This window comes from Streptococcus oralis subsp. dentisani, from assembly GCF_003944205.1.
GTDB classification, from domain to species: Bacteria; Bacillota; Bacilli; order Lactobacillales; family Streptococcaceae; genus Streptococcus; species Streptococcus oralis_BH.
In genome coordinates, this window is the sequence record NZ_RJPH01000015.1 from 1 (window position 1) to 26,779 (window position 26,779).

Sequence of the window (26,779 nt, forward strand, 5' to 3'; positions counted from 1 at the left end):
GAATTATGGCGGGTGTGGTGAAGTGGTTAACACACCAGATTGTGGCTCTGGCATGCGTGGGTTCGATCCCCATCACTCGCCTATTTTATATTATTGGGGTATAGCCAAGCGGTAAGGCAAGGGACTTTGACTCCCTCATGCGTTGGTTCGAATCCAGCTACCCCAGTTACTATTTGCCGGCGTGGCGGAATTGGCAGACGCGCTGGACTCAAAATCCAGTGTCCGCAAGGACGTGCCGGTTCGACCCCGGCCGCCGGTATAGTATGAAAGACAAGGTTTTCGGACCTTGTTTTTTGATTTAGTGAAGATTTTGATATTTTTCTTTAAGTACAGATAACTGATGAATGATCTTTTTCTTCTTATTCTAATCATTTTTAGTGTGTTTTTGGTATAATATTACTTATTCACATTTTATGTAGATTATGAAAGAGTTTGGTGGTTAATGTCTCGTTCGGTTGACTTGCTTAAGAAGCGCTACTTAGAAAATATAAAAGAGAAGCCTGATTTATTTGTTGGGGTTGAGCTGGAGTATCCTGTTGTAAATTTAGAGGGTAAGGCTACGGATATTGAGGTTGTTAAGGAACTGTTTTGGTATTTATCTTCTGTTCTGAAGTTTACAGTTGAGAAAGTTGATGATTTTGGGAATCCAATTCAGTTACTAGATCCGGTCAGTCGGGATACAATCTTATTTGAAGTTGCTTATACGACCGTTGAGTTTGCCTTTGGTAGGGCTAAATCTATCCAAGAGGTAGAAGAACGCTTTAACTTCTATATGGCTACGATTCAGAATAAGTTGGGTGAAGCTAATCATGCTATTGTTGGCTGCGGCATTCATCCCAACTGGGATAAAAATGAGAATTGTCCAGTGGATTATCCCCGCTATCAGATGTTGATGGATTATCTGAATTTGAGTAGAAATGTAACTAAATCAGATTTACATCATTTCCCTGAGTATGGTGCCTTTATCTGTGGAAGTCAGGTTCAACTGGACGTTTCAAAGTCTAACTTTCTGCGTGTTATCAATGCTTTTACTCAAATTGAAGCAGCAAAAGCTTATTTGTTTGCAAATTCTGAGTTTTCAGGGGCAGATTGGGATACCAAAATTTCGAGAGATATTTTTTGGGAAGAATCTATGCATGGTATCTATCCAGAGAATGTAGGTGTCAATGCTAGACTCTTTAAGGATGATGAGGATTTTTTTGACTATCTAGATCATTCTGCGATTTTCACAGCGGAGCGTGATGGGCAGACCTATTATTTTTATCCTGTTCAGGCTAGGAACTATTTGACTACACCTGAAATCCAGGCATTTACCCTTAATGGGGATGAAGTATTAATCTATCCTCAGGAGAAGGACTTTCAGACACACCGTAGTTACCAGTACCAAGACTTAACAACTAGAGGGACTATTGAGTTTCGTAGTGTGTGTACTCAGCCGCTTGATAGGACTTTTGCTTCTGCTGCCTTTCACTTGGGATTATTAGTTAATTTAGATAAGTTAGAAGCTTACTTGCGAGCTGCTCCATTTTTTATCACATTTGGTCGTGATTACAAGTCATTGAGACGGCAATTTTCTAAGAAAAAACTCACAGATGAGGAAGAATCTGCAATTGTTGAGTTTTCAAAAGGCTTACTCCTTCTTGCTGAGGAAGGACTGGAGAAGAGAGGCAAGCAAGAAATGGTTTATTTAGAGCCTTTGAAGAAAGAATTGGGTTATAATTTCTCTTATAAAGGGAGAATTTTCTGAAAAATCATGATATAATGGAAGAGACTATAGATAAAGGATAGAGATTCATGACATTAGTTTATCAATCAACGCGTGATGCGAATAATACAGTAACTGCCAGCCAAGCTATTTTGCAAGGTTTGGCGACGGATGGTGGTTTGTTTACACCGCTTACTTATCCAAAGGTAGATTTGGACTTTGAAAAATTGAAAGATGCTTCTTACCAAGAAGTGGCTAAGTTAGTTTTGTCAGCATTTTTAGATGACTTTACAGCTGAAGAGTTGGATTACTGCATCAACAATGCCTACGATAGCAAGTTTGATACTCCAGCGATTGCACCAGTGGTGAAACTGGATGGGCAATACAATTTGGAACTCTTCCATGGTTCAACGATTGCCTTTAAGGATATGGCCTTGTCTATCTTGCCATACTTTATGACGACTGCTGCTAAAAAGCATGGTTTGGAGAACAAAATCGTCATCTTGACAGCGACATCTGGTGATACTGGAAAAGCTGCTATGGCGGGGTTTGCGGATGTGCCTGGAACTGAGATTATCGTCTTTTATCCAAAGGATGGTGTTAGCAAGGTACAAGAGTTGCAAATGACTACTCAGACTGGCGACAATACTCATGTTATCGCTATTGATGGAAACTTTGATGATGCGCAAACAAATGTGAAACATATGTTCAACGATGTGGGACTTCGTGAAAAATTGGCTGCTAATAAGCTACAGTTTTCATCAGCTAACTCTATGAACATTGGTCGTTTGGTACCACAGATTGTTTATTATGTTTATGCCTACGCTCAGTTGGTCAAGTCTGGTGAGATTGTGGCTGGTGAAAAGGTCAACTTCACAGTACCAACTGGAAACTTCGGCAATATCTTGGCTGCCTTTTATGCTAAACAAATCGGCCTACCAGTTGGTAAATTGATCTGTGCTTCAAATGACAACAATGTCTTGACAGACTTCTTTAAAACACGTGTCTATGACAAGAAACGTGAGTTTAAGGTAACAACTAGCCCATCTATGGATATCTTGGTATCTTCAAACTTGGAGCGTTTGATTTTCCATCTTTTGGGGAATGATGCGGTTAAGACAACTGAACTCATGAATGCCTTGAGTACACAAGGACAATATGAATTGACAGACTTTGATGCAGCGATTCTGGAACTCTTTGCAGCTGAATATGCGACTGAGGAAGAAACTGCGGCAGAAATTAAACGTGTTTATCAAACAGATGCCTATATCGAGGATCCACACACAGCTGTTGCCTCAGCAGTGTATAGAAAATACCAAGCGGCTACTGGCGATGCGACTAAGACAGTGATTGCTTCAACAGCTAGTCCATACAAGTTCCCAGTGGTTGCCGTAGAAGCTGTAACAGGGAAAGTTGGCTTGACTGACTTTGAAGCCTTGGCTCAATTACATGAAATCTCAGGAGTGGCAGTGCCACCAGCAGTTGATGGCCTTGAAACAGCTCCAGTTCGTCATAAAACAACAGTGGCAGTTGCTGACATGCAAGCAGCGGTGGAGGCTTATCTAGGACTTTAAGACAGAGGGAGTAAACTCGGTTGGGAAACCAACTGAGTTTCTTTTCATCAGGAGGAAGGATTGTTTAAGAAAAATAAAGACATTCTTAATATTGCATTGCCAGCTATGGGTGAAAACTTTTTGCAGATGCTCATGGGAATGGTGGACAGTTACTTGGTCGCTCACTTGGGACTGATAGCTATTTCGGGTGTTTCAGTTGCTGGCAATATTATCACCATTTACCAGGCGATTTTTATTGCTCTAGGTGCTGCTATTTCCAGCGTTATTTCAAAAAGTTTGGGGCAGAAAGATCAGTCCAAGTTGGCTTATCACGTGACAGAGGCTCTCAAGATAACCCTATTGCTGAGTGCACTTTTAGGCGCCTTATCGCTCTTTGCTGGGCAAGAGATGATAGGACTTTTGGGAACTGAGCAGGCTGTGGCCGAGAGTGGTGGACTCTACCTATCTTTGGTAGGCGGATCGATTGTTCTCTTGGGCTTGATGACGAGTCTAGGCGCCTTGATTCGTGCAACGCATAATCCGCGTCTGCCCCTCTATGTTAGTCTTTTATCCAATGCCTTGAATATTCTTTTTTCAAGTCTAGCTATTTTTATCCTTGATATGGGGATAGCGGGTGTTGCTTGGGGGACCACCTTGTCTCGCTTGGTTGGTCTTGTGATTTTGTGGTCGCAATTAAAGTTGCCTTTTGAGAGACCGACTTTGGGTTTAGATAAGGAACTATTGACCTTGGCTTTACCAGCAGCAGGAGAGCGACTTATGATGCGGGCTGGTGATGTAGTTATTATTGCCTTGGTCGTCTCTTTTGGGACGGAGGCAGTAGCGGGAAATGCAGTCGGAGAAGTTTTGACCCAGTTTAATTACATGCCTGCCTTTGGCGTCGCTACGGCGACGGTCATGCAGGTGGCTCGAGCAGTTGGAGAGGATAACTGGGAAAGAGTAGACGAGGTAAGCAAACAAACCTTTTGGCTTTCTCTACTTCTCATGTTGCCCTTAACTCTCAGTATCTATGCCTTAGGGGTACCACTGACCCATCTCTATACGACCGATCCTGTAGCGGTCGAAGCTAGTGTTTTGGTGGCACTTTTCTCTCTACTAGGAACTCCTATGACGACAGGGACAGTTATTTATACGGCGGTTTGGCAGGGCTTGGGAAATGCTCGTCTCCCCTTTTATGCGACAAGTATCGGGATGTGGTGTATCCGTATCGGGACAGCCTATCTGATGGGCATTGTTCTTGGTTGGGGCTTGCCTGGTATTTGGGCAGGAACCCTTTTGGATAATGGTTTTCGCTGGTTATTTCTACGTTATCGTTACCAGCGTTATATGATGTTGAAAGGATAGGAGATGCAAAAAGTAGCCTTTATTTGGGATTTAGACGGGACCTTATTGGACTCTTACGAAGCGATTTTATCAGGGATTGAGGAGACTTTTGGTCAGTTTGCTATTCCTTATGATAAGGAGAAAGTGAGAGAGTTTATCCTCAAATTTTCGGTGCAGGATTTGCTGGAGCAGGTGGCAGAAGAGAGAAATCTGGATGCGGAAGTGCTCAATCAGGTGCGTGCCCAGAGCCTGTCTGAGAAGAATGCCCAGGTAGTTTTGATGCCAGGTGCGCGTGAAGTGCTAGCTTGGGCAGACCAAGCAGGGATTCAGCAGTTTGTCTATACTCATAAGGGGGACAATGCTTTCGCTATTCTAAGAGACTTGGGTTTGGAATGTTATTTTACAGAGATTCTAACCAGTCAGAGCGGTTTTGCGCGTAAGCCCAGTCCAGAAGCGGCGACATATCTGCTAGACAAGTATAAGTTGGATCCTAGGGATACCTATTATATAGGGGATCGGATTTTGGATGTGGAATTTGCCCAGAATAGCAGCATTCAAAGCATTAACTTTCTAGAGTCTTCTTATGAAGGAAATCACAGGATTCAAGCGTTGGCAGATATTCCCCACATTTTTGATGCTGGGGAATAAAAAATTGTGTCAGTTGCGTGACAGAAAGCTAACAAACTATTTCAAGTAATCGAGTTTGTTACAAGGAATGGACAGTTCTGTTAAATAGGCCCGAGAGGGCTTTTTTTCAGCTTTTTTTGTGTTATGATAGACAGGTACTCATTTGAAAGGAATATGAACGAATGAAGAAAAGAATGATTTTAGTCTCAACAGTAGCCTTGTCATTTGCCCCAGTATTGGCAACCCAAGCAGAAGAAGTCCTTTGGACTGCACGTAGTGTTGAGCAAATCCAAAACGATTTGACTAAAACGGACAACAAAACAAGCTATACAGTACAGTATGGTGATACCTTGAGCACCATTGCAGAAGCCTTGGGTGTAGATGTCACAGTTCTTGCTAATTTGAACAAAATCACCAATATGGACTTGATTTTCCCAGATACTGTCCTCACTACAACTGTCAATGAGGAAGAAGAGGTAACGGAAGTTGAAATCCAAGCTCCTCAATCAGATGCTAGTGAAGAAGTGATGACTGCGACAGCAGATTTGACGACGAATCAAGTAACAGTCGATGAACAAACAGTTCAAGTAGAAGATCTTTCTCAACCAATTGAGGAAGCTCCAACTGCAACCGAGACGGAAAAAACAACAGAAGTAGCGTCAAGTTCAGAAGTTTCTGAGACAGCGACAGTTGCTGAAGAGACACCATCTACAGAAACACCTGTAGTTGAAGAAACACCTGAAACGGCTCCAGCGGAAGCACCAGTAGCAGAAACAACTCGCCCAGTTGAAGAAGAAGCTCCTCAAGCAGCGACTCCAGCTACCGAAGAAACGGCAGCAACAACTCCAGCAGAAGCACCAGTAGTAGCTGCGCTAACAACGGAAACGCCTGCTGATACAACAGGAACAAGTGCAACAGAAGAAACAGCAGCATCAACAGCAACTTCTGACACTGCAACTTCGACTTATCAAGCAGAGCAAAGCCAAACTCCTTCAAGAACTTATTCAGCTCCAGCGGCTCCTGACTATGCAGGCCTTGCTGTAGCCAAGTCTGAGAACGCTGGTCTACAACCACAGACGGCAGCCTTTAAAGAAGAAATCGCCAATTTGTTTGGCATCACATCTTTTAGTGGCTACCGTCCTGGTGACAGTGGGGACCATGGTAAAGGTTTGGCCATCGACTTTATGGTTCCAGTGAGTTCAGCACTCGGAGATCAAATCGCGGAATATGCAGTCCAAAATATGGCTAGCCGCGGTATCAACTACATCATCTGGAAACAACGTTTCTACGCTCCATATGATAGTAAATATGGACCAGCTTACACATGGAATCCAATGCCAGACCGTGGTAGCGTAACCGAAAACCACTATGACCACGTTCACGTATCAATGAACTAATCATTAAAATGGAAGTTGGGAACTGATTGAGTTCCCGCTTCTTTTTTGTGTGTCATTCCTTCAGGGTAAAAGGGATAAATATGAGGAAGTGAGTAATATTTCAAGAGAATATAAGCATATTACTTGATTTATTTTTTGGATTGCATTATACTTGATAAGTCAATTATTGATAAATCAATGTTAAAGGAGAACGGTTTATGGTAGCAATCCATGATTTACTGTATCAGTTACGATTAGTAGATCAGTCTATGACACAATTATTCGAACGCCAATTGGGGATTAGTCTCACTCGTTATCAAATCTTATGTTTCTTAATCGATCAGTCTCCGTGTAATCAAATAGCAGTTCAGGATAGATTGAAGATTGATCAGGCTGCCTTGACAAGGCACTTTAAAATTTTGGAAAAGGAAGGTTTGGTTAATCGACGTCGGAATCCTGAAAACCAGAGGGAGGTTTTGGTGGAAGTGACAGACTTTGCGAGAGAACAACTAATAACCAACTCTCCCCAACACCATATAAACGTAAAGAGTCAGATGGAGAGTGTACTTACAAAAGGAGAGCGAGAAGAGTTCAGTCGCTTGTTAGAAAAGTTGATATCTGGCTTAGAAGAGATAGAAATTTAAGGAGAAGAATATGTCTATTTTTACAATTATTTTAGCAACTATCGTTGCCTTGGAGCATTTTTACATTTTTTATTTGGAAAGTGTGGCTACGCAATCAGATACTACTAGTCGAGTGTTTAATGTGGACAAGGAAGAACTGGCTCGTCCTTCAGTGAGTTCATTATTTAAAAATCAAGGGATTTATAATGCCTTGATAGGTGTCTTTCTCTTGTATGGGATTTATTTCTCACAAAGTTTGGAAATTGTGACTATCTTTGTTTTATTTGTGCTTGGTGCAGCGACCTACGGTTCTCTGACAGCAGACAAGAAGATTCTTCTGAAGCAAGGTGGGCCTGCTATTTTGACTCTGCTGAGTATGTTACTTTTGAAATAAGAAAACCAGCGTCCTGAAAGATGCTGGTTTTTGTATGCTCTTATCCATTTCGACGTTTACGAGCTAGTAGGACTCTGTAAAAGAAGATGTGATTGTTTTGAATATAGGGAAGGATTGAAAAACTAGCAATTCCAAAGGTGATCCAGTTGAGGAAGTACCAAGGGAATAGTTGTAGGTCGAGGACAAAGCGCTGGAATTTGTAACCCTTCATCAAGAAACGGCTAGTTTTCAGGATTTGACGGGGTTTAGCATGTCCTAAATCCAGAGTGTCGCAGAGGAGGAATTCTACCTGCGAGTAAGCATAATGTTGCGGTACGTAGAGGAGATTGCCCACGATCATCAAGATGAGGCTCACGAAAAAGTAGAGCCCAAAGGTCATAAGGAATTGCTCGGTTTCAACTGATGAGAGGTCTAATTTTGGAAATTCAGGATGTAGGGCAACAAATCTTCGAGCCAAGAGATTGCTATAAAAGAGGCAATAAATGCCTACTAAGTTTGGAATGCTCCATAAAAAGAGGTAGAAACGTTTGAGGAGCAGGGTCAGGAAGGTTTGCGAGAAGCGCTCTTCAGCAAAGAGGGTCAGGCTTGATTTTACTGAGAGTTCCGTATCAGGATCCTTGAGGAGTCGGAGTGTCGCAAAGGCAGCACCTGCTAGAAAAATCGTGCTCATAAAAGAAACCACTAGTGGGAAGAGATAGGCTTGGAGCACTTGTGCCAGCATGCTGAAAAAGGATTGCTCTAAAACATTTTCTTGGAGGCGAGCCAAGGGGTTGAGAAAGCCTGATAAGATGACCAGTATGCTAGGTAAGAGATAGACAAGAAAGAGGCGGGGATTTTCAGCCTGAAATTGCCTAGTCTGCAGACGAATGGTTTTTAAATCAATTTTTGGGTATTTCATTCTTTCATTATACCATAGTTCGTGACAGTTCCTGGTTTTTTTGATAAAATCATACAGTATGCCTTTGGGCACAAAGTATGAACTGGGACTGTCTTTCCCAGCTTCGGAGGTAGAAAATGTCAGATTCACCAATCAAATACCGTTTGATTAAGAAAGAAAAACACACGGGAGCTCGTCTGGGAGAAATCATCACCCCGCACGGTACCTTTCCAACGCCTATGTTTATGCCAGTTGGGACCCAAGCCACTGTTAAAACCCAGTCGCCAGAAGAGTTGAAGGAGATGGGATCAGGAATTATCCTATCCAACACCTATCACTTGTGGCTTCGTCCAGGTGATGAACTCATTGCCCGCGCAGGTGGTCTCCACAAGTTCATGAACTGGGACCAGCCAATCTTGACGGATAGTGGTGGTTTCCAGGTCTATTCCCTAGCTGATAGCCGAAATATCACAGAAGAAGGCGTAACCTTTAAAAACCATCTCAATGGTTCCAAGATGTTCCTATCTCCAGAAAAGGCTATTTCTATTCAGAACAATCTAGGCTCAGATATCATGATGTCTTTTGATGAATGTCCTCAGTTTTATCAACCTTACGACTACGTTAAGAAATCCATCGAGCGTACCAGTCGTTGGGCTGAGCGTGGCTTGAAGGCTCACCGTCGTCCACATGACCAAGGTTTGTTTGGAATTGTGCAGGGGGCAGGATTTGAAGACCTTCGCCGTCAGTCAGCTCACGACCTTGTCAGCATGGATTTCCCAGGTTACTCTATAGGTGGTTTGGCAGTGGGAGAAACGCACGAAGAGATGAATGCAGTCTTGGATTTCACAACCCAACTTCTCCCAGAAAACAAACCTCGCTATTTGATGGGTGTGGGAGCGCCAGATAGCTTGATTGATGGGGTCATTCGTGGGGTGGATATGTTTGACTGTGTCTTGCCGACTCGTATCGCTCGTAACGGTACCTGTATGACCAGTCAGGGACGTTTGGTTGTCAAAAATGCTCAGTTTGCTGAGGATTTTACGCCACTGGATCCTGAGTGCGATTGCTACACATGTAAGAACTATACGCGCGCTTATCTTCGTCACCTGCTCAAGGCCGATGAAACCTTCGGTATCCGCTTGACTAGCTACCACAATCTCTACTTCTTACTCAACCTGATGAAGCAGGTGCGTCAAGCTATCATGGATGACAATCTCTTGGAATTTCGTGAGTATTTTGTGGAAAAATATGGCTACAATAAGTCAGGACGCAATTTCTAAAATGGAATTTATAGAAGCTAAAAATCCTACGTTTTCTCGTAGGATTTTTCTTCTTTTTTTGATAGAATAAAGTGTATAACGAAAGGGAGAATAGACTCGTATGCGTATTAAATGGTTTTCCTTGATTAGGATTACAGGTTTACTTCTGGTGCTTCTGTACCACTTCTTTCAGACCATCTTTCCTGGAGGATTTTTCGGGGTAGATGTCTTTTTCACATTTTCGGGATTCTTGATTACCTCCCTCCTTTTAGAAGAGTTTGGAAAGAAAAGCCAGATTGATTTGCTGGGCTTTTTTAAGAGACGGTTTTACCGCATCGTGCCACCTGTGGTGCTGATGGTTTTGGTGACAATGCCTTTTACTTTCTTGGTTCGTCAAGACTATGTTGCTGGCATTGGTGGCCAGATAGCTGGAGTTCTTGGTTTTATGACCAACTTCTATGAGATGTTAACAGGGGGAAGTTACGAATCCCAGTTCATTCCGCATCTCTTTGTTCACAACTGGAGTCTAGCTGTTGAGGTTCACTACTATATTCTTTGGGGCTTAGCGGTTTGGTTCTTATCCAAACGTTCAAAATCTAGTAGTCAATTGAGAGGGATGGTCTTTCTCCTTTCTGCTGGAGCTTTTATCATTAGCTTTTTCTCCATGTTTATTGGTAGTCTAATGGCTAGTTCCTATTCATCTGTCTACTTTTCAAGTTTGACTCATGTCTATCCCTTCTTTTTAGGAAGTATTTTGGCGACAGTTGTGGGGGTTCGTCAGACGAGCGATTTAGTCAAGCAGTTTGATCGGACGTGGGATCTTCGTCAGAATCTACTGGTGTTTGCTGCGGGGCTTTTGGTGTTATTGCTCTTGACTTTCTTTGTCAAGTTCACCTACTTATTCGCTTATTTATTTGGTTTCGTACTGGCAAGTTTAGCGGCCGTGATCATGATTTTTGCTGCGCGTGTCTTGCATGAGAAAACGTCTGAGATACAAGAACCACGGATAATCACATTTTTAGCGGATACCAGCTATGCGGTTTATCTCTTCCACTGGCCTTTTTATATTATCTTTTCTCAGTTGATGAGTAATTTGCCTGCTGTTATTCTGACAATCATCTTTTCTTATTTCTTTGCTATCCTATCCTTCTATATTATTGAGCCATTGATTGCCGGTAAGACCAATCCTTTAATACGGAAGATTAGTCGATTACCTCATATTAAACCAATTAGTGCTGGTGGTGCTGGCATTCTTACCTTGATTACCTTGATTATCATAGCTGTGGCTCCTCAAGTTGGAGCCTTTGAAACAGACTTGATGGTGAATGGTTTTAAACAAGCCCAGACCAATATAGGACAAACAAAGACTCTTGCTGAGCAAGCAGAGGCTAGCCGACTTGGAATTTCTGAGGGAACGAGTCTGATTGGAGATTCGGTAGCCTTGCGTGCTAATACAGCCTTACAAGAGGCTCTTCCTGAAGCAAATATCAACGCTCAAGTTAGTCGGACAACCAAGCAAGCCAATGACATCATGCTCAATAACAGCCAGAACAAGGTACTTCTAAAAACAGTTGTCATTGCAACGGGTGTAAACGGACCAGAGAATTATAAAGATGACTTAGATACGATCGTTAAAAATCTTCCCAAAGGCCACCATCTGATTCTTGTAACTCCTTATGAAGGTGACAAGAGCAAGGAGACTTACAAATCAGTTGAGCAGTATGCGACTTATGCGCGAGAATTAGCAGAAAAGACTCCTTACGTAAGCATCGCTGACTGGAATAAGGTTGCTAAGGAACACCCTGAAATCTGGGCTGGAACCGACCAAGTCCACTTTGGAAATGATAGCAACATGATTGAAGAAGGTGCTAAACTTTACGCAGAGACGATTGCAGCTGCTGTTAAGGCTGCTCAAGAACTGCCTGTGAAATCAAAATAAGATCAAAGAGTTGGAGAAATCCAGCTCTTTTAAAATATCTCCAGAAAATAGGTCTATACCATTTACAAATGAAAAAGAAAGGTTTATAATGTAATTGACATAATAAATTCTAGAATCAATCTATCAAGGAGGTTATCATTATGCCTAATTATATTAAAGCGGATCAGTTTTTCTACCCACACGGAGTTCGTCGTGGTGGTTACTTGGAACTTGTGGATGGCAAGTTTGGAAAACATGTAGAACAGATTCCTGAAGGAGCTGAGGTGATTGACTATACAGGCTACAGCATTGCTCCAGGACTTGTGGATACCCACATTCATGGATTTGGTGGTGTCGATGTCATGGATAATAACATCGAAGGAACCCTTCATACCATGAGTGAAGGGCTCCTCAGCATGGGAGTAACGAGCTTCTTGCCAACAACTTTGACCTCATCTTATGAGCAATTGCTTGCGGTAACAGAAAATATCGGTGCTCGTTATCAGGAAGCAAGTGGAGCGAAAATTCGTGGTATCTATTTTGAAGGGCCGTATTTCACAGAGAAATACAAGGGAGCTCAAAACCCTGCCTACATGAAGGATCCTCGTATGGATGAGTTTCGTGCTTGGCAAAAAGCAGCCAATGGCTTGCTCAATAAAATTGCCCTTGCACCAGAACGTGAAGGTGTGGAAGACTTTGTTCGTACGATTACGGGCGAAGGTGTTACCGTTGCTCTTGGACACTCAAATGCGACATTTGATGAAGCTAAAAAAGCAGTCGATGCTGGAGCAAGTGTTTGGGTGCATGCCTACAATGGGATGCGTGGGTTGACTCACCGTGAGCTCGGTATGGTGGGAGCCATGTATGAATTGCCTCATACCTATGCAGAATTGATTTGTGATGGACACCATGTGGATCCAAAGGCATGTGATATCTTGCTCAAGCAAAAGGGAACTGAAAATATTGCTCTTATCACAGACTGTATGACAGCTGGTGGTTTGGAAGACGGAGATTACATGTTGGGAGAATTCCCAGTAGTTGTTGCCAATGGAACGGCTCGCCTTAAATCTACAGGCAATTTGGCAGGTTCTATCCTCAAACTCAAAGACGGTTTGAAGAATGTGGTCGAATGGGGCATTGCGAATCCGCATGAGGCAGTCATGATGGCCAGCCTCAACCCAGCAAAATCCGTTCACATCGATGATGTCTGTGGTCAAATCCGTGAAGGTTATGACGCTGACTTTATCGTACTAGATAAAGATTTGGAATTGGTAGCAACCTACCTAGATGGTGTGAAACGTTATCAAGCATAATAAAAAGCAGAGGCTGTGATGACTCAGCCTTTGCTTTTCTATTCAGAGGTATCTTCAGAAAGCTAGAGGATTGTTCTATAATGAAGCAAAATCCTTTCATTGTTCTAGAAAATTCGTTATAATATACGGTACAAAGGAAGTAGTGAAAATGTATCGTGTTATAGAAATGTATGGGGACTATGAACCGTGGTGGTTCATAGAAGGTTGGGAAAAAGATGTCATTATGAGTCGCTCTTTTAACAAGTACTATGATGCTCTAAAATATTATAAATCATGCTGGTTTGAGCTGGAAAAGAAGAATCCTCTTTATAAGAGTCGGAGCGATTTGATGACTATTTTTTGGGATCCTGCAGATCAACGTTGGTGTGATGAGTGTGATGAGTATTTGCAGCAGTATCATTCTTTGGCTCTTTTACAGGATGGGCAAGTCATCCCCGATGAAAAGCTACGTCCAGGCTATGAAAAACAAACAGGTCAAGAAAAGCATCGTTCTTGCCGCATGAAATGGAGATAAAAAAGTAACTTTTTAAGTTGCTTTTTATTTTTTCCAATTTTTTCGAATAGTATAGGTGAGGAGGTAAGTATGGTTCAAGAAATTGCACAGAAAATTATTGCGACTGCGAAAGAAAAAAAGGCTCAGGATATATATTTTATCCCCAAGGAAAAGTCCTATGAGCTTCACATGCGGGTTGGAGACGAACGGTGTCTAGTTGACTCCTATGAGTTTGATGTTTTAGCTGCTGTGATTAGTCATTTCAAGTTTGTGGCTGGGATGAATGTAGGAGAAAAGCGTCGCAGTCAGCTGGGTTCTTGTGATTATCAGTATGACGAAAAGGTTTCTTCACTGCGTTTGTCCACCGTGGGAGATTATCGGGGACATGAGAGTTTGGTCATTCGTTTGTTACACGATGAGGAGCAGGATCTGCATTTCTGGTTTCAGGATATTGGAGAACTGGGCAAGCAATACAGGCAAAGGGGTCTCTATCTATTTGCAGGTCCCGTCGGAAGTGGCAAGACGACGCTGATGCATGAATTAGCTAAGTCTCTGTTTAAGGGGCAGCAGGTTATGTCCATCGAAGATCCTGTTGAGATCAAGCAAGAAGACATGCTCCAGTTGCAGTTGAATGAGGCGATTGGCTTGACCTATGAAAATCTGATCAAACTGTCTCTTCGACATCGTCCCGACCTTTTGATTATCGGAGAAATTCGGGACAGTGAGACGGCGCGTGCGGTTGTCAGAGCCAGTTTGACAGGTGCGACAGTTTTTTCAACCATTCATGCCAAGAGTATCCGAGGTGTTTATGAACGCCTTCTGGAGTTGGGTGTGACGGAGGAGGAACTAGCAGTTGTCCTGCAAGGCGTCTGCTACCAGAGATTAATCGGGGGAGGAGGAATCGTTGACTTTGCAAACAAAGACTATCAAGAACACCAGCCAACTAGGTGGAATGAGCAGATTGATCAGCTTCTTAAAGATGGACATATCACAAGTCTTCAGGCTGAAACGGAAAAAATTAGCTACAGCCAAGCAGAAGAAAATCATCACCCTGTTTAACAACCTTTTTTCCAGTGGCTTTCATTTGGTGGAAATTATTTCTTTCTTGGGGAGAAGTGCCTTGCTGGAAAAGGACTATGTGGCCCAGATGCACCAAGGCTTGTCCCAGGGGAAATCCTTTTCAGAGATGATGGACAGCTTGGGTTTTTCAAGTGCTATTGTGACCCAATTATCCCTAGCTGAAGTTCACGGGAATCTTCACCTGAGTTTGGGAAAGATAGAAGAGTATCTAGACAATCTGGCCAAGGTCAAGAAAAAGTTAATCGAAGTGGCGACCTATCCTTTGATTTTGCTGGGATTTCTCCTGCTAATCATGATGGGGTTGAGAAACTATTTGCTCCCCCAACTGGACAGTAGCAATATCGCCACCAAAATCATCGGCAATCTGCCACAAATATTTCTGGGACTAGTGTTGGTTTGCTCTCTATCTTTACTTTTAGCCCTCACTTTTTACAAAAGAAGTTCCAAGATGCGGGTATTCTCGATGTTAGCACGGATTCCCTTTCTTGGAATCTTTGTCCAGACCTATCTGACGGCCTATTACGCGCGTGAATGGGGCAATATGATTTCACAGGGGATAGAGCTGACGCAGATTTTTCAGATCATGCGGGAACAAGGTTCCCAGCTCTTTAAAGAAATCGGTCAAGATTTGGCTCACGCCCTGCAAAATGGTCAAGAATTTTCTCAGACTATAGCGACTTATCCATTCTTTAAGAAGGAGTTGAGTCTGATCATCGAGTACGGGGAAGTCAAGTCCAAGCTGGGGAGTGAGTTGGAAATCTATGCAGAAAAGACTTGGGAAGCCTTTTTTACCCGAGTCAACCGCACCATGAATTTGGTGCAGCCACTGGTCTTTATCTTTGTGGCCCTGATTATCGTTTTACTTTATGCGGCAATGCTTATGCCCATGTATCAAAATATGGAGGTAAATTTTTAAAATGAAAAAAATCATGACAAATTTAAAAAAAGCCAAGGCGCAAGCTTTCACTTTGGTAGAAATGTTAGTGGTCTTGCTCATCATCAGTGTTCTTCTCTTGCTCTTTGTGCCCAACTTGACCAAGCAAAAGGATGTCGTAGATGACAAAGGAAAAGCTGCTGTTGTCAAGGTCGTGGAAAGCCAGGCAGAACTCTATAGTTTGGACAAGAATGAAGATGCGAGTCTAAGCAAATTACAGGCGGACGGTCGTATCACAGCTGAGCAAGCCAAAGCTTATAAAGACTACCATGCAAAACAAAACACAAGTCAAACTGTTGCGGATTAAGGCCTTTACCATGTTAGAAAGTCTCTTGGTTTTGGGGCTTGTGAGTATCATTGCTTCGGGCTTGTCCGGCTCAGTCCAGTCCAGTTTTGCAGCGGTGGAAGAGCAGATATTTTTCATGGAATTTGAAGAACTCTATCGGGAAACTCAAAAGCGTAGTGTAGCAAGTCAGCAAAAGACTAGTCTAAACTTAGACGGGCAGACGATTAGCAATGGCAGTCAAAAATTGACCGTTCCTAAAGGGATTCAGGCACCATCTGGACAAACGATTCATTTTGACCGAGCTGGGGGCAATTCGTCCCTGGCTAAGGTTGAATTTCAGACTAGCAAAGGAGCGATTCGTTACCAATTATATCTAGGAAATGGAAAAATTAAACGCATTAAGGAAACTAAAAATTAAGGCAGTGATCTTACTAGAAGCAGTAGTAGCGCTAGCCATATTTGCCAGTATTGCAACTCTCCTCTTGGGACAAATTCAGAAAAATAGACAAGAAGAGGCAGAAATCTTGCAAAAAGAGGAAGTCTTACATGTGGCTAAGATGGCTCTGCAAACAGGTCAAAATCAGGTAAACATAAACGGAGTGGAGATTCAGGTGTATTCTAATGAAAAAGGATTGGAGGTCTACCATGGTTCAGAGAAGTTGCTCGACCTTAAAGAGCAGTAAGGTAAGAGCTTTCACTCTTTTAGAATCTCTGATTGCCCTTATCGTCATTAGCGGAGGTTTGCTCCTTTTTCAAGCTATGAGTCAGCTCCTCATTTCAGAAGTTCGTTACCAGCAACAAAGCGAGCAAAAAGAGTGGCTCTTGTTTGTGGATCAACTGGAGGCGGAGTTAGAGCGTTCGCAGTTTGAAAAGGTGGAAGGCAATCGTCTCTATGTGAAGCAAGATGGAAAGGACATCGCTATGGGCAAGTCCAAATCAGATGATTTTCGGAAGACCGATAGCAGTGGCCGGGGCTATCAGCCTATGGTTTATGGACTCAAATCAGCACAAATCACAGAGGAAAATCACTTGGTTCACTTTCGTTTTCAATTTCAAAAAGGCTTAGAAAGGGAGTTCATATATCGTGTGGAAAAAGCAAAAAGTTAAGGCAGGCGTTCTCCTATATGCAGTCACCATGGCAGCCATTTTTAGCCTTTTGTTGCAGTTTTATTTGAACCGGCAAGTCGCCCATCACAAAGACTTTGCCTTAAATAAAGAAAAGTTGGTCGCTTTTGCCATGGCCAAGCGAAGTAAAGATAAGGCTGAGCAAGAAAGTGGGGAACGAGCCTTTAATCTAGGAAAAGTCACTTATCACAATACGAAAACAGGTTTTGTAACAAGTGTTCGTATGAATAAGGGCAACTATGAATTTCTCTTTCCTCCGATGAAAACCAAGGAAAAGAAAACAGATACGGAGAAACAATCATTAACTAACTCAAGTGAGCAAACCAATCAGAAAGCATCGAAAGACAAGAAAGACAATTCCTAGTCAATTCAACTACTTTGTGTTAAACTAAAAGCATGAAACATGATTTTAATCACAAAGCAGAAAGCTTTGATTCGCCCAAAAATATCTTTCTTGCAAATTTGGTTTGTCAAGCAGTTGAAAAAGAGATTGATCTTCTATCAGACAAGGAAATATTGGACTTTGGCGGTGGGACAGGTCTATTAGCCTTGCCCCTATCCAAGCAGGCCAAGTCTGTCACACTGGTAGACATCTCGGAGAAAATGCTGGAGCAAGCCCGTTTGAAAGCAGAGGAACAAGACATCAAGAATATCCAGTTTTTGGAGCAAGATTTACTGGCAAATCCTTTGGAGCAACAATTTGACCTGATTGTTGTCAGTCGGGTTCTTCATCATATACCTGATCTAGATGCGACTCTTGCCATGTTTCACCGTCACCTTAGGGAGAACGGACAAGTCCTCATTGCTGACTTTGTCAAGACAGATACCAATCACCATGGTTTTGATTTAGCTGAACTGGAAACTAAGCTCGCCCAGCTTGGTTTTTCAAGCATAGACAGTCAGATTCTCTATAGTGCTGAAGGTCTTTTCCTAGGAAATTACGCAGAGCTCTTTTTAACTGTAGCCCAAAAATCACTTGCTGACTAAAGCAGTGATTTTTTTCTTCAGATGGAAAAAATAGGGGAAATTTGATAAGATAGAAATATGGATTTTGAAAAAATTGAACAAGCTTATAAGTATTTACTAGAGAATGTCCAAGTCATCCAAAGTGATTTGGTGACCAACTTTTATGACGCCTTGGTAGAGCAAAACAGCATCTATTTGGATGGCGAGACCGAACTAGAGCAGGTCAAGGAGAACAATCAAGCCCTTAAGCGCTTAGCACTTCGCAAGGAAGAGTGGCTCAAGACCTACCAGTTTCTCTTGATGAAGGCAGGACAAACGGAACCTTTACAGGCCAATCACCAGTTTACACCAGATGCCATCTCCCTCCTCTTGGTACTTGTTGTGGAAGCATTGTTTGATCAAGAGGAAATTAGCATCCTCGAAATCGGTTCTGGTATGGGGATTTTGGGGGCTACTTTCTTGACTTCTCTCTCTAAAAAAGTAGATTACTTGGGAATCGAAGTGGATGACTTGCTGATTGATTTGGCAGCCAGTATGGCAGATGTGATTGGTTTGCAGGCTGGTTTTGTCCAAGGAGATGCCGTTCGTCCGCAAATGCTTAAAGAAAGCGACGTGGTCATCAGCGACTTGCCTGTAGGCTATTACCCAGACGATGCCATCGCTTCTCGCTATCAAGTGGCTTCTAGTCAAGAGCATACCTATGCCCACCATTTGCTGATGGAACAAGGCCTCAAGTACCTTAAGTCAGATGGCTATGCTATTTTTTTAGCTCCGAGTGATTTATTGACCAGTCCTCAAAGTGAATTATTAAAAGGGTGGCTCAAAGACGAAGTGAGTCTGGCTGCTATCATCGCTCTGCCAGAGGATATTTTCTCAACTGCAAGCCAAGCTAAAAGTATTTTTGTCTTACAGAAGAAAAGAGACAAGGAAATAGAACCCTTTGTCTACCCTCTTACTAGCTTGCAAGATCCGTCAGTTTTGTTGACCTTTAAAGAAAATTTTCAAAATTGGAGCAAAGGTACTGAAATATAAAAGAGATTTTGTTATAATAGATGAAAACGCTTAAAAAGAGGTATCATCTTATGACAAAAACAATTGCAATCAATGCAGGAAGCTCAAGCTTGAAATGGCAACTTTATCAAATGCCTGAAGAGAAAGTTTTGGCTAAAGGCTTGATTGAACGTATTGGATTGAAAGATTCCATTTCAACAGTAAAATTTGACGGTCGTTCGGAGCAACAAATTCTTGATATTGAAGACCACACACAAGCTGTTAAAATTTTATTGGATGACTTGATTCGTTTTGATATTATCAAAGGTTATGATGAAATAACTGGTGTCGGGCACCGTGTCGTGGCTGGTGGTGAATATTTCAAGGAATCAACAGTTGTTGAGGGAGATGTTTTGGAAAAGGTTGAAGAGTTGGGACTTTTAGCTCCTCTTCACAACCCAGCCAACGCAGCAGGAATTCGCGCATTTAAGGAATTGCTTCCAGATATTACCAGCGTTGTTGTTTTTGATACTTCATTCCACACAACCATGCCAGAGAAAGCCTATCGTTACCCTCTTCCAAACAAATACTACACTGAAAATAAAGTTCGTAAGTATGGCGCCCACGGGACAAGTCATCAGTTTGTAGCAGGAGAAGCAGCTAAAATTTTAGGTCGCCCCCTAGAAGAGTTGAAATTGATTACCTGCCATATTGGTAATGGTGCTTCTATTACAGCTGTCAAAGGCGGTCAGTCTGTTGATACATCCATGGGCTTCACCCCACTTGGTGGTATTATGATGGGGACTCGTACAGGTGATATTGATCCGGCAATTATCCCCTATTTAATGCAACATACAGATGACTTTAATACACCAGAGGATATCAGTCGAATCCTAAATCGTGAGTCAGGACTTTTGGGTGTTTCTGAGAGATCAAGTGATATGCGTGATATTCACGAAGCTATGCGTGCAGGTGATGAGAAAGCGCAGCTGGCAAATGAAATTTTTGTTGATCGTATCCAAAAATACATTGGTCAGTATTTAGCAGTTTTGAATGGTGCAGATGCCATTATCTTTACAGCCGGAATTGGAGAAAACTCTGTGACGATTCGTCAGATGGTCATTGAAGGCATTTCTTGGTTTGGCTGCAATGTGGATCCTGAAAAGAATGTCTTTGGAGCAACAGGTGATATCTCAACAGAAGCTGCTAAAGTTCGTGTCTTGGTTATCCCAACTGATGAAGAATTGGTTATCGCTCGTGACGTTGAACGCTTGAAAAAGTAAGATGATCTGAAAAAAATTACAAGATAAAATACAATAAAAAGGAGTTGGGAGATAAAATTTCCCAACTTTTTGTTGTTAAAACAGTCTAAAACCTTGTCATTATTGGCTTTTTTGAAATTTATGGTATAATAGTAGTAATTTAATAGATGGAGTTGAGTTTTGAAGAAAAGCTTTCGTGTAAAAAGAGAGAAAGATTTTAAGGCTATTTTCACGGATGGAACAAGTTTTGCCAATCGCAAATTTGTTGTCTACCAATTGGAAAATCAGAAAAGTCATTTTCGAGTAGGGCTGTCCGTCAGTAAGAAATTAGGGAATGCAGTCACTAGAAATCAAATTAAAAGACGGATTCGACACATTTTGCTAAGTGTAAGGGAGCAGTTAGCTGATAACGTTGATTTTGTCGTGATTGCTCGAAAAGGGGTTGAAGGCTTGGATTATGCAGAAATGGAGAAAAATCTACTCCACGTATTAAAATTATCAAAGATTTACCGGGAAGGAATTAGGAGTGAAAAAGAAACTACAGTTGACTAGTTTGCTGGGCTTGTCCTTATTTGTCATGACAGCCTGTGGGACAAGCGATGTTGCAGCAGATTCTACAGATATATGGAGTAAATTTGTCTATTTTTTTGCTGAAATCATCCGCTTCTTGTCCTTTGACGTTAGTATCGGAGTGGGGATTATCCTCTTTACGATCCTGATTCGTACGATTCTATTGCCAGTCTTTCAGACTCAGATGGTGGCCTCTAGAAAAATGCAAGAGGCTCAACCACGCATCAAGGCTCTGCAAGAACAATATCCAGGTCGTGATATGGAAAGTAGAACCAAACTGGATCAGGAGATGCGGAAGGTCTATAAAGAATTAGGGGTCAAACACTCTTCTTCTCTCTGGCCGATTTTGATTCAAATGCCGGTTCTCTTGGCTCTCTTCCAAGCCTTGACTCGAGTAGACTTTTTGAAAACAGGGCATTTTTTGTGGGTGAACCTTGGGGGAGTAGACACAAGCTTTATCCTTCCGATTTTGGCAGCAGTCTTTACCTTCTTAAGCAGTTGGTTATCGAATAAGGCTTTACCTGAAAGAAGTGGAGCTATGACAGGGATGATGTACGGGATGCCTGTACTGATCTTTATCTTTGCCATCTCTTCACCTAGTGGCGTAGCCTTGTACTGGGCAGTATCCAATGCTTATCAAGTTTTGCAAACCTACTTCTTAAATAATCCTTTTAAGATTATTGCAGCGCGTGAGGCGGAAGTACAAGCTAAAAAAGATTTGGAAAATAGAAAAAGAAAAGCCAAGAAAAAGGCTCAGAAAACGNAATAATAAGGAGGAATCTGATAATGGTATTATTTACAGGTTCAACTGTTGAAGAAGCAATCCAGAAAGGATTGAAAGAGTTAGGTATTCCGAGAATGAAGACTCACATCAAGGTCGTGTCCAAAGAGAAGAAAGGTTTTTTAGGCTTATTTGGGAAAAAACCAGCTCAAGTTGATATTGAGGCGATTAGTGAGACGACTGTGATTAAGGCTAATCAACAAGCTGTAAAAGGTGTTCCGAAAGAGATCAATGAACAAAACGAACCTGTTAAGACAGTAACAGAGGCGACAGTTGATCTTGGTCATGTTGTTGAGGCGATTAAAAAAATAGAAGAGGAAGGTCAGGGTGTTTCTGATGAAATCAAGGCTGAAATCTTGAAAAATGAGAAACATGCTAGCACGATCTTAGAAGAAACAGGTCACATCGCGATTTTAAATGAATTGCAGACAGGAGATGCTGGAGTGGAAGACCCAGCAGAGTGTGAAGAATTTGTATCTATATCAGAATCGGTAGAAAGCCAGTCTTTGGAAGATCTAGGTTTGAAGGTGGAGCCGAGTTATGACATCGAACAAGTAGCAACTCAAGTGGCTAACTATGTTCAAACCATTGTGGACGATATGGATGTTGAAGGGACGATTTCAAGCGACTACAATCGTCGCACTATCAATCTTCAAATTGATACCAATGAACCTGGTCGTATTATCGGCTATCACGGGAAAGTATTGAAAGCACTTCAGCTTTTGGCGCAAAACTACCTCTACAATCGTTATTCAAGAACTTTTTATATCACAATCAATGTCAATGATTACGTTGAACACCGTGCAGAAGTGTTGCAAACCTATGCACAAAAATTGGCGACTCGCGTTTTAGAAGAAGGACGTAGCCAACAAACTGATCCAATGTCAAATAGCGAACGCAAGATTATCCATCGCATTATTTCACGCATGGATGGCGTGACGAGTTATTCTGAAGGTGACGAGCCAAATCGCTATGTTGTCGTAGATACGGAATAAACAAAATCAGGCTTGTCCTGATTTTTTGTTAGAAAAGGGAGAAGAAACAGATGATGGAAGCAATCAAGAACTATCTATCTTATGCAGGTATCCAATATCGTCATCCAGATAAAGCTGGCGATGAAAGAGAAAAGATGTTGACCTTGCGGCAAAAAGGTCAAGAGGCTCGAAAGTCTTTTACAGAATTGGCCAAAACCTTTCAAGCTAGTCATCCAGAATGGCAACTGCAACAGACTAGTCAGTGGATGAACCAAGCGCAACGCTTGCGACCGCATTTCTGGGCCTATCTACAGAGAGACGGACAAGTGACAGAACCTATGATGGCTCTTCGTTTGTATGGAACACCTGCTAATTATGGGATTTCTTTGGAAGTCAGTTTCATCGAACGTAAGAAAGACGAACAGACTTTAGACAAGCAATCCAAAATTTTAGAGATTCCAGTAGTTGAAGGAATGTATTATTTAGCTTACACCGATGGTCAAAGTTATAGAATAGAGGGCACAGAAAAAAATCGTCGTACCTTACGAGAGAAAGTGCAAAATCAGGAAATTCGTAAAGTTTTGGTCAAGGCAGATGTCTCCTTCATTGAAAATCAGTCAGTAGAAGCAATATTGGAGAAGCTAGAAGACGCTTATACTCTCCTACTTCCTTACTATGAGGTGACGAGAGGATAGACAAATCAAATGTACTAGAGGAGCTCAAGTTGTTTTATTGCTATTCTATGCATTTTTTCATATAATAGAAAAATAGGATGTGTGATTCATTAATCACCTCAAAGAGAAAGGAAATTCTATGTCAAATCTATCTGTTAATGCAATTCGTTTTCTAGGTATTGACGCCATCAACAAAGCAAGCTCAGGTCACCCAGGGGTGGTTATGGGGGCTGCTCCAATGGCCTATAGCCTCTTTACAAAACAACTTCGTATCAATCCAGCCCAACCAAACTGGATCAACCGCGACCGTTTTATTCTTTCAGCAGGACACGGCTCTATGCTTCTTTACGCCCTTCTTCACCTTTCTGGTTTTGAAGATGTTAGCATGGATGAAGTCAAGAACTTCCGCCAATGGGGTTCAAAAACACCAGGTCACCCAGAATTTGGCCATACTGCAGGGGTTGACGCTACAACTGGTCCTCTAGGACAAGGGATTTCTACTGCTACTGGTTTTGCCCAAGCAGAACGTTTCCTTGCAGCCAAGTATAACCGCGAAGGCTTCAATATTTTTGACCACTATACTTATGTGATCTGTGGAGACGGAGACTTGATGGAAGGTGTCTCAAGCGAAGCGGCTTCATACGCAGGCTTGCAAAAACTAGATAAGTTGGTTGTTCTTTATGATTCAAATGACATCAACTTGGATGGTGAGACAAAGGATTCCTTTACAGAAAGTGTTCGTGACCGTTACAATGCCTACGGTTGGCATACAGCCTTGGTTGAAGATGGAACAGACTTGGAAGCTATCCATGCTGCTATCGAAACAGCTAAAGCTTCAGGAAAACCATCTTTGATTGAAGTGAAGACTGTAATTGGATATGGTTCTCCAAACAAACAAGGAACTAATGCCGTACACGGTGCTCCTCTTGGAGCAGATGAAACTGCAGCAACTCGTCAAGCTCTTGGTTGGGACTATGAACCATTTGAAATTCCAGCTGAAGTTTATGCTGATTTCAAAGAAAATGTTGCAGACCGTGGTGCATCAGCTTATCAAGCTTGGACAAAACTAGTTGCTGATTATAAAGAAGCTTATCCCGAACTGGCTGCAGAAGTAGAAGCCATTATCGACGGCCGTGATCCAGTTGAGGTGACTCCAGCAGACTTCCCAGCCTTAGAAAATGGATTTTCTCAAGCAACTCGTAACTCGAGTCAGGATGCTTTGAACGTTGTGGCAGCTAAGTTGCCAACTTTCTTAGGTGGATCCGCTGACCTTGCTCACTCAAACATGACTTATATCAAGACTGACGGACTTCAAGACGATGCTAATCGCTTGAACCGTAACATTCAGTTTGGTGTTCGTGAATTTGCAATGGGAACGATCTTGAACGGGATGGCCCTTCACGGTGGACTTCGTGTATACGGTGGTACTTTCTTTGTCTTCTCTGACTATGTAAAAGCAGCTGTCCGTTTGTCAGCCTTGCAAGGACTTCCTGTGACTTATGTCTTTACCCACGATTCTATTGCTGTTGGTGAAGATGGTCCAACTCACGAACCAGTTGAACACTTAGCAGGTCTTCGTGCGATGCCAAATCTAAATGTTTTCCGCCCAGCAGATGCGCGTGAAACTCAAGCAGCTTGGTACCTTGCAGTGACAAGTGAGAAAACACCAACTGCCCTTGTCTTGACACGTCAAAACTTGACTGTTGAAGAAGGGACAGACTTTGACAAAGTGGCAAAAGGTGCCTATGTTGTCTATGAAAATGCAGCAGACTTTGATACGATCTTGATTGCGACAGGTTCAGAGGTGAATTTGGCTGTCGCAGCTGCCAAAGAATTGGCTAGCCAAGGTGCAAAAGTCCGTGTAGTCAGCATGCCATCAACAGATGTCTTTGACGCACAAGATGCAGCTTACAAGGAAGAAATTCTTCCAAATGCAGTTCGCCGTCGTGTTGCAGTCGAAATGGGTGCAACTCAAAACTGGTATAAGTATGTTGGTCTTGATGGTGCCGTTCTCGGTATTGATACCTTTGGAGCATCTGCTCCAGCACCAAAAGTATTGGCAGAGTACGGATTTACAGTTGAAAATCTAGTCAAAGTCGTTCAAAACTTGAAATAATCACAAAAATCAGAGTGAAAACTCTGATTTTTTATAACCATAAAAACAAGGCACAATCTTGTAAAAGTAGCTGAAATTTGATATAGTAGTCCTATGTAAAATACAAAGGAGAAAATACTATGGAAAATATTAGTCCAAATTTAACATTTGTGATCATGCTTGTAGGTATGTTTGCCTTGATGTTCTTTATGCAACGTTCTCAAAAGAAACAAGCCCAAAAGCGGATGGAAAGCTTGAACAAGCTTCAAAAAGGCTATGAAGTGATCACAATCGGCGGACTTTACGGAACAGTTGATGAAGTAGATACTGAGAAGAAAACAATCGTACTGGATGTAGATGGCGTTTATTTGACTTTCGAATTGACTGCAATCAAGACAGTGTTGCCACTCAAAGAAGCTGTGACACCAGAAGGAGCAGTTATCGACGAAAGCGGAGCAATCGAAGAATAAAACGGGACCTGTCACTCCCGTTTTTCTATGAAGTGAGAGGGAAAGGGATGAAAAAAATAGTATTTGTTTGCTTAGGAAATATCTGTCGTAGCCCCATGGCAGAATTTGTGATGAAGTCCATGACGAGTGATTACCAGATTGAGAGTCGGGCAACGTCATCGTGGGAACATGGCAATCCGATTCATAGGGGAACGCAAGGAATTTTCCAGCAGTATCAGATTCCCTATGACAAAGACAAAACATCGCTTCAGATTGGCAGAGAAGACTTTGAGTCGTTTGATTACATTATCGGCATGGATGCTTCAAACGTTTCAGATCTGCGTCAAATGTGTCCTCAGGAACTACAGCACAAAATCTACTCTTTTGCATCTGAAAGCGTTCCAGATCCATGGTACACAGGAGATTTTGAGGAAACCTATGCGCGTATCACAAGTGGATGCCAAAGCTGGCTAGATCGTTTAGAAAATGAGAGTGACAATGGAAAAGCTTAAAGAAATCTTCGAAAAATATCGAGTTTATCTAACTCGCCCACGTATAGAGATTGTAACAGTCCTTCTAATCGCTATCTGCGCCGTGTCAGTTTTTCTACTAAACACACCAAAAAAGGGCGTCCTGACACTTGATGGTGGTGCGCTTGTTTATGATGGTACCTTGGTACGAGGGAAAATGAATGGTCAAGGAACCCTGACCTTTGAAAATGGAGACCAATATACAGGTGATTTCAATAATGGAGCCTTCAATGGTAAAGGAACCTTCCAGTCCAAATCTGGCTGGAAATATGAAGGTGATTTTGTAAATGGCCAGGCTGAAGGTCAAGGGAAGTTGACTACCGAGCAGGAAGTTGTCTATGAAGGCAGCTTTAAACAAGGCGTCTTTCAACAAAAACAATAGTCTCCAGATTAGGGGGCTATTCTCAAAAGCAAAAAAGAAAGCGCTTTCTAGAGGTGGAGTCAATGTCTGATTATCAACGAGAAAAAACTTTGTGAAACAAAAAAATATTTTTCATAATTTCACAATCATCCATACAAAACTCTATTACGCAGGTGTATTGAGAAAAAGTTCACAATCTCATAAAATTTCTTTGTGAAATGCT

The 26,779-nt window shown here is 42.1% G+C and carries 30 protein-coding genes and 3 tRNA genes; 32 read left to right on the forward strand and 1 reads right to left on the reverse strand.

The window, feature by feature from the left end; translation table 11 throughout:
* Positions 1-8 precede the first annotated feature (8 nt).
* The 10 genes from D8805_RS08755 to D8805_RS08800 all read left to right on the forward strand — a co-directional run bounded on the left by D8805_RS08755 (position 9) and on the right by D8805_RS08800 (position 7,619).
* Positions 9-81, forward strand: a tRNA-His gene (locus D8805_RS08755).
* Between the two features lie 13 nt (positions 82-94).
* A tRNA-Gln gene (locus D8805_RS08760) sits at positions 95-166 on the forward strand.
* 9 nt (positions 167-175) lie between these two features.
* A tRNA-Leu gene (locus D8805_RS08765) sits at positions 176-259 on the forward strand.
* A 183-nt stretch (positions 260-442) separates the two neighbouring features.
* Positions 443-1,747 (forward strand): gamma-glutamylcysteine synthetase, encoded by a 1,305-nt coding sequence (locus D8805_RS08770; protein WP_125416863.1) that lies wholly within the window; start codon positions 443-445, stop codon positions 1,745-1,747.
* A 47-nt stretch (positions 1,748-1,794) separates the two neighbouring features.
* Positions 1,795-3,279, forward strand: coding sequence for a threonine synthase (gene thrC, locus D8805_RS08775; protein WP_125416865.1), 1,485 nt, complete (start codon positions 1,795-1,797; stop codon positions 3,277-3,279).
* Between the two features lie 60 nt (positions 3,280-3,339).
* Entirely contained in the window at positions 3,340-4,620 is a 1,281-nt protein-coding gene (locus tag D8805_RS08780) for an MATE family efflux transporter (RefSeq protein ID WP_125416867.1), read from the forward strand.
* 3 nt (positions 4,621-4,623) lie between these two features.
* Complete coding sequence (locus D8805_RS08785; protein ID WP_125416869.1) at positions 4,624-5,247, forward strand: HAD family hydrolase; 624 nt, start codon at positions 4,624-4,626, stop codon at positions 5,245-5,247.
* A 161-nt stretch (positions 5,248-5,408) separates the two neighbouring features.
* Positions 5,409-6,623 (forward strand): LysM peptidoglycan-binding domain-containing protein, encoded by a 1,215-nt coding sequence (locus tag D8805_RS08790; RefSeq protein WP_125416871.1) that lies wholly within the window; start codon positions 5,409-5,411, stop codon positions 6,621-6,623.
* 197 nt (positions 6,624-6,820) lie between these two features.
* A complete protein-coding gene (locus D8805_RS08795) occupies positions 6,821-7,246 on the forward strand; it encodes a MarR family winged helix-turn-helix transcriptional regulator (protein ID WP_061419412.1) in 426 nt (141 codons plus the stop codon).
* Between the two features lie 10 nt (positions 7,247-7,256).
* Positions 7,257-7,619 (forward strand): DUF1304 domain-containing protein, encoded by a 363-nt coding sequence (locus D8805_RS08800; protein ID WP_038804058.1) that lies wholly within the window; start codon positions 7,257-7,259, stop codon positions 7,617-7,619.
* Between the two features lie 40 nt (positions 7,620-7,659).
* On the opposite strand, the gene D8805_RS08805 is transcribed toward D8805_RS08800, so the two are convergent.
* Positions 7,660-8,517: a DUF975 family protein gene (locus D8805_RS08805; protein WP_125416873.1), complete on the reverse strand. Its 858-nt coding sequence runs from the start codon at positions 8,515-8,517 to the stop codon at positions 7,660-7,662.
* Positions 8,518-8,633: 116 nt separating this feature from the next.
* Between D8805_RS08805 and tgt the strand changes: the two genes are divergently transcribed.
* The 22 genes from tgt (at position 8,634) to D8805_RS08915 (ending at position 26,577) form a co-directional block, all read left to right on the forward strand.
* Positions 8,634-9,776: a tRNA guanosine(34) transglycosylase Tgt gene (gene tgt, locus D8805_RS08810; RefSeq protein WP_001285237.1), complete on the forward strand. Its 1,143-nt coding sequence runs from the start codon at positions 8,634-8,636 to the stop codon at positions 9,774-9,776.
* Between the two features lie 100 nt (positions 9,777-9,876).
* Positions 9,877-11,694: an acyltransferase family protein gene (locus tag D8805_RS08815; RefSeq protein WP_125416875.1), complete on the forward strand. Its 1,818-nt coding sequence runs from the start codon at positions 9,877-9,879 to the stop codon at positions 11,692-11,694.
* Between the two features lie 140 nt (positions 11,695-11,834).
* The gene (nagA, locus tag D8805_RS08820) at positions 11,835-12,986 is read left to right on the forward strand and encodes an N-acetylglucosamine-6-phosphate deacetylase (RefSeq protein ID WP_084945412.1); all 1,152 of its coding nucleotides are present in this window, start codon (positions 11,835-11,837) and stop codon (positions 12,984-12,986) included.
* 148 nt (positions 12,987-13,134) lie between these two features.
* On the forward strand, positions 13,135-13,500 hold the full coding sequence (locus tag D8805_RS08825) for a DUF1033 family protein (protein WP_125416877.1): 366 nt from the start codon (positions 13,135-13,137) through the stop codon (positions 13,498-13,500).
* Between the two features lie 69 nt (positions 13,501-13,569).
* Positions 13,570-14,538 carry a competence type IV pilus ATPase ComGA gene (gene comGA / locus D8805_RS08830; RefSeq protein WP_125416879.1) on the forward strand — a complete coding sequence of 323 codons (969 nt, stop codon included), beginning with the start codon at positions 13,570-13,572 and terminating at the stop codon, positions 14,536-14,538.
* On the forward strand, positions 14,459-15,475 hold the full coding sequence (gene comGB / locus D8805_RS08835; RefSeq protein ID WP_125416881.1) for a competence type IV pilus assembly protein ComGB: 1,017 nt from the start codon (positions 14,459-14,461) through the stop codon (positions 15,473-15,475). Before comGA ends, comGB begins: the two co-directional genes overlap by 80 nt.
* Before the next feature lies 1 nt (position 15,476).
* Positions 15,477-15,800 carry a competence type IV pilus major pilin ComGC gene (gene comGC, locus D8805_RS08840; protein ID WP_125416883.1) on the forward strand — a complete coding sequence of 108 codons (324 nt, stop codon included), beginning with the start codon at positions 15,477-15,479 and terminating at the stop codon, positions 15,798-15,800.
* Positions 15,763-16,197: a competence type IV pilus minor pilin ComGD gene (gene comGD, locus D8805_RS08845; RefSeq protein ID WP_125416885.1), complete on the forward strand. Its 435-nt coding sequence runs from the start codon at positions 15,763-15,765 to the stop codon at positions 16,195-16,197. Before comGC ends, comGD begins: the two co-directional genes overlap by 38 nt.
* Positions 16,160-16,462, forward strand: coding sequence for a competence type IV pilus minor pilin ComGE (comGE, locus tag D8805_RS08850; protein ID WP_185774591.1), 303 nt, complete (start codon positions 16,160-16,162; stop codon positions 16,460-16,462). The genes comGD and comGE overlap by 38 nt, the downstream gene beginning before the upstream one ends.
* The gene (comGF, locus tag D8805_RS08855) at positions 16,425-16,886 is read left to right on the forward strand and encodes a competence type IV pilus minor pilin ComGF (RefSeq protein ID WP_125416887.1); all 462 of its coding nucleotides are present in this window, start codon (positions 16,425-16,427) and stop codon (positions 16,884-16,886) included. The genes comGE and comGF overlap by 38 nt, the downstream gene beginning before the upstream one ends.
* Entirely contained in the window at positions 16,864-17,268 is a 405-nt protein-coding gene (gene comGG / locus D8805_RS08860) for a competence type IV pilus minor pilin ComGG (RefSeq protein ID WP_125416889.1), read from the forward strand. Before comGF ends, comGG begins: the two co-directional genes overlap by 23 nt.
* A gap of 32 nt (positions 17,269-17,300) precedes the next feature.
* Positions 17,301-17,891 carry a class I SAM-dependent methyltransferase gene (locus D8805_RS08865; protein ID WP_125416891.1) on the forward strand — a complete coding sequence of 197 codons (591 nt, stop codon included), beginning with the start codon at positions 17,301-17,303 and terminating at the stop codon, positions 17,889-17,891.
* 57 nt (positions 17,892-17,948) lie between these two features.
* The gene (locus D8805_RS08870) at positions 17,949-18,902 is read left to right on the forward strand and encodes a class I SAM-dependent methyltransferase (RefSeq protein WP_125416893.1); all 954 of its coding nucleotides are present in this window, start codon (positions 17,949-17,951) and stop codon (positions 18,900-18,902) included.
* Between the two features lie 50 nt (positions 18,903-18,952).
* Positions 18,953-20,143 (forward strand): acetate kinase, encoded by a 1,191-nt coding sequence (locus tag D8805_RS08875; RefSeq protein WP_125416895.1) that lies wholly within the window; start codon positions 18,953-18,955, stop codon positions 20,141-20,143.
* A 159-nt stretch (positions 20,144-20,302) separates the two neighbouring features.
* A complete protein-coding gene (gene rnpA, locus D8805_RS08880; RefSeq protein WP_000748124.1) occupies positions 20,303-20,674 on the forward strand; it encodes a ribonuclease P protein component in 372 nt (123 codons plus the stop codon).
* Complete coding sequence (locus D8805_RS08885; protein ID WP_185774592.1) at positions 20,649-21,461, forward strand: YidC/Oxa1 family membrane protein insertase; 813 nt, start codon at positions 20,649-20,651, stop codon at positions 21,459-21,461. Before rnpA ends, D8805_RS08885 begins: the two co-directional genes overlap by 26 nt.
* A gap of 17 nt (positions 21,462-21,478) precedes the next feature.
* Positions 21,479-22,468, forward strand: coding sequence for an RNA-binding cell elongation regulator Jag/EloR (jag, locus tag D8805_RS08890; RefSeq protein WP_125416897.1), 990 nt, complete (start codon positions 21,479-21,481; stop codon positions 22,466-22,468).
* 50 nt (positions 22,469-22,518) lie between these two features.
* Positions 22,519-23,142: a hypothetical protein gene (locus tag D8805_RS08895; RefSeq protein ID WP_061419465.1), complete on the forward strand. Its 624-nt coding sequence runs from the start codon at positions 22,519-22,521 to the stop codon at positions 23,140-23,142.
* Positions 23,143-23,260: 118 nt separating this feature from the next.
* A complete protein-coding gene (gene tkt, locus D8805_RS08900) occupies positions 23,261-25,237 on the forward strand; it encodes a transketolase (protein ID WP_125416899.1) in 1,977 nt (658 codons plus the stop codon).
* Between the two features lie 128 nt (positions 25,238-25,365).
* Positions 25,366-25,686 carry a preprotein translocase subunit YajC gene (gene yajC / locus D8805_RS08905; RefSeq protein ID WP_084945424.1) on the forward strand — a complete coding sequence of 107 codons (321 nt, stop codon included), beginning with the start codon at positions 25,366-25,368 and terminating at the stop codon, positions 25,684-25,686.
* Between the two features lie 47 nt (positions 25,687-25,733).
* Positions 25,734-26,177 (forward strand): low molecular weight protein-tyrosine-phosphatase, encoded by a 444-nt coding sequence (locus D8805_RS08910; protein WP_084946779.1) that lies wholly within the window; start codon positions 25,734-25,736, stop codon positions 26,175-26,177.
* Positions 26,164-26,577 (forward strand): MORN repeat-containing protein, encoded by a 414-nt coding sequence (locus tag D8805_RS08915; RefSeq protein ID WP_125416901.1) that lies wholly within the window; start codon positions 26,164-26,166, stop codon positions 26,575-26,577. The genes D8805_RS08910 and D8805_RS08915 overlap by 14 nt, the downstream gene beginning before the upstream one ends.
* Positions 26,578-26,779 lie beyond the last annotated feature (202 nt).

What these genes read in the sequence shown, in the direction of transcription:
- D8805_RS08770 (WP_125416863.1), top strand. Translation starts at nt 443, where the DNA reads ATGTCTCGTTCGGTTGACTTGCTTAAGAAGCGCTACTTAGAAAATATA.
- thrC (WP_125416865.1), top strand. Translation starts at nt 1,795, where the DNA reads ATGACATTAGTTTATCAATCAACGCGTGATGCGAATAATACAGTAACT.
- D8805_RS08785 (WP_125416869.1), top strand. Translation starts at nt 4,624, where the DNA reads ATGCAAAAAGTAGCCTTTATTTGGGATTTAGACGGGACCTTATTGGAC.
- D8805_RS08790 (WP_125416871.1), top strand. Translation starts at nt 5,409, where the DNA reads ATGAAGAAAAGAATGATTTTAGTCTCAACAGTAGCCTTGTCATTTGCC.
- D8805_RS08795 (WP_061419412.1), top strand. Translation starts at nt 6,821, where the DNA reads ATGGTAGCAATCCATGATTTACTGTATCAGTTACGATTAGTAGATCAG.
- D8805_RS08800 (WP_038804058.1), top strand. Translation starts at nt 7,257, where the DNA reads ATGTCTATTTTTACAATTATTTTAGCAACTATCGTTGCCTTGGAGCAT.
- D8805_RS08805 (WP_125416873.1), bottom strand. Translation starts at nt 8,517, where the DNA reads ATGAAATACCCAAAAATTGATTTAAAAACCATTCGTCTGCAGACTAGG.
- tgt (WP_001285237.1), top strand. Translation starts at nt 8,634, where the DNA reads ATGTCAGATTCACCAATCAAATACCGTTTGATTAAGAAAGAAAAACAC.
- D8805_RS08815 (WP_125416875.1), top strand. Translation starts at nt 9,877, where the DNA reads ATGCGTATTAAATGGTTTTCCTTGATTAGGATTACAGGTTTACTTCTG.
- nagA (WP_084945412.1), top strand. Translation starts at nt 11,835, where the DNA reads ATGCCTAATTATATTAAAGCGGATCAGTTTTTCTACCCACACGGAGTT.
- D8805_RS08825 (WP_125416877.1), top strand. Translation starts at nt 13,135, where the DNA reads ATGTATCGTGTTATAGAAATGTATGGGGACTATGAACCGTGGTGGTTC.
- comGA (WP_125416879.1), top strand. Translation starts at nt 13,570, where the DNA reads ATGGTTCAAGAAATTGCACAGAAAATTATTGCGACTGCGAAAGAAAAA.
- comGB (WP_125416881.1), top strand. Translation starts at nt 14,459, where the DNA reads ATGGACATATCACAAGTCTTCAGGCTGAAACGGAAAAAATTAGCTACA.
- comGC (WP_125416883.1), top strand. Translation starts at nt 15,477, where the DNA reads ATGAAAAAAATCATGACAAATTTAAAAAAAGCCAAGGCGCAAGCTTTC.
- comGD (WP_125416885.1), top strand. Translation starts at nt 15,763, where the DNA reads ATGCAAAACAAAACACAAGTCAAACTGTTGCGGATTAAGGCCTTTACC.
- comGE (WP_185774591.1), top strand. Translation starts at nt 16,160, where the DNA reads ATGGAAAAATTAAACGCATTAAGGAAACTAAAAATTAAGGCAGTGATC.
- comGF (WP_125416887.1), top strand. Translation starts at nt 16,425, where the DNA reads ATGGTTCAGAGAAGTTGCTCGACCTTAAAGAGCAGTAAGGTAAGAGCT.
- D8805_RS08865 (WP_125416891.1), top strand. Translation starts at nt 17,301, where the DNA reads ATGAAACATGATTTTAATCACAAAGCAGAAAGCTTTGATTCGCCCAAA.
- D8805_RS08870 (WP_125416893.1), top strand. Translation starts at nt 17,949, where the DNA reads ATGGATTTTGAAAAAATTGAACAAGCTTATAAGTATTTACTAGAGAAT.
- D8805_RS08875 (WP_125416895.1), top strand. Translation starts at nt 18,953, where the DNA reads ATGACAAAAACAATTGCAATCAATGCAGGAAGCTCAAGCTTGAAATGG.
- jag (WP_125416897.1), top strand. Translation starts at nt 21,479, where the DNA reads ATGGTATTATTTACAGGTTCAACTGTTGAAGAAGCAATCCAGAAAGGA.
- D8805_RS08895 (WP_061419465.1), top strand. Translation starts at nt 22,519, where the DNA reads ATGATGGAAGCAATCAAGAACTATCTATCTTATGCAGGTATCCAATAT.
- tkt (WP_125416899.1), top strand. Translation starts at nt 23,261, where the DNA reads ATGTCAAATCTATCTGTTAATGCAATTCGTTTTCTAGGTATTGACGCC.
- D8805_RS08910 (WP_084946779.1), top strand. Translation starts at nt 25,734, where the DNA reads ATGAAAAAAATAGTATTTGTTTGCTTAGGAAATATCTGTCGTAGCCCC.
- D8805_RS08915 (WP_125416901.1), top strand. Translation starts at nt 26,164, where the DNA reads ATGGAAAAGCTTAAAGAAATCTTCGAAAAATATCGAGTTTATCTAACT.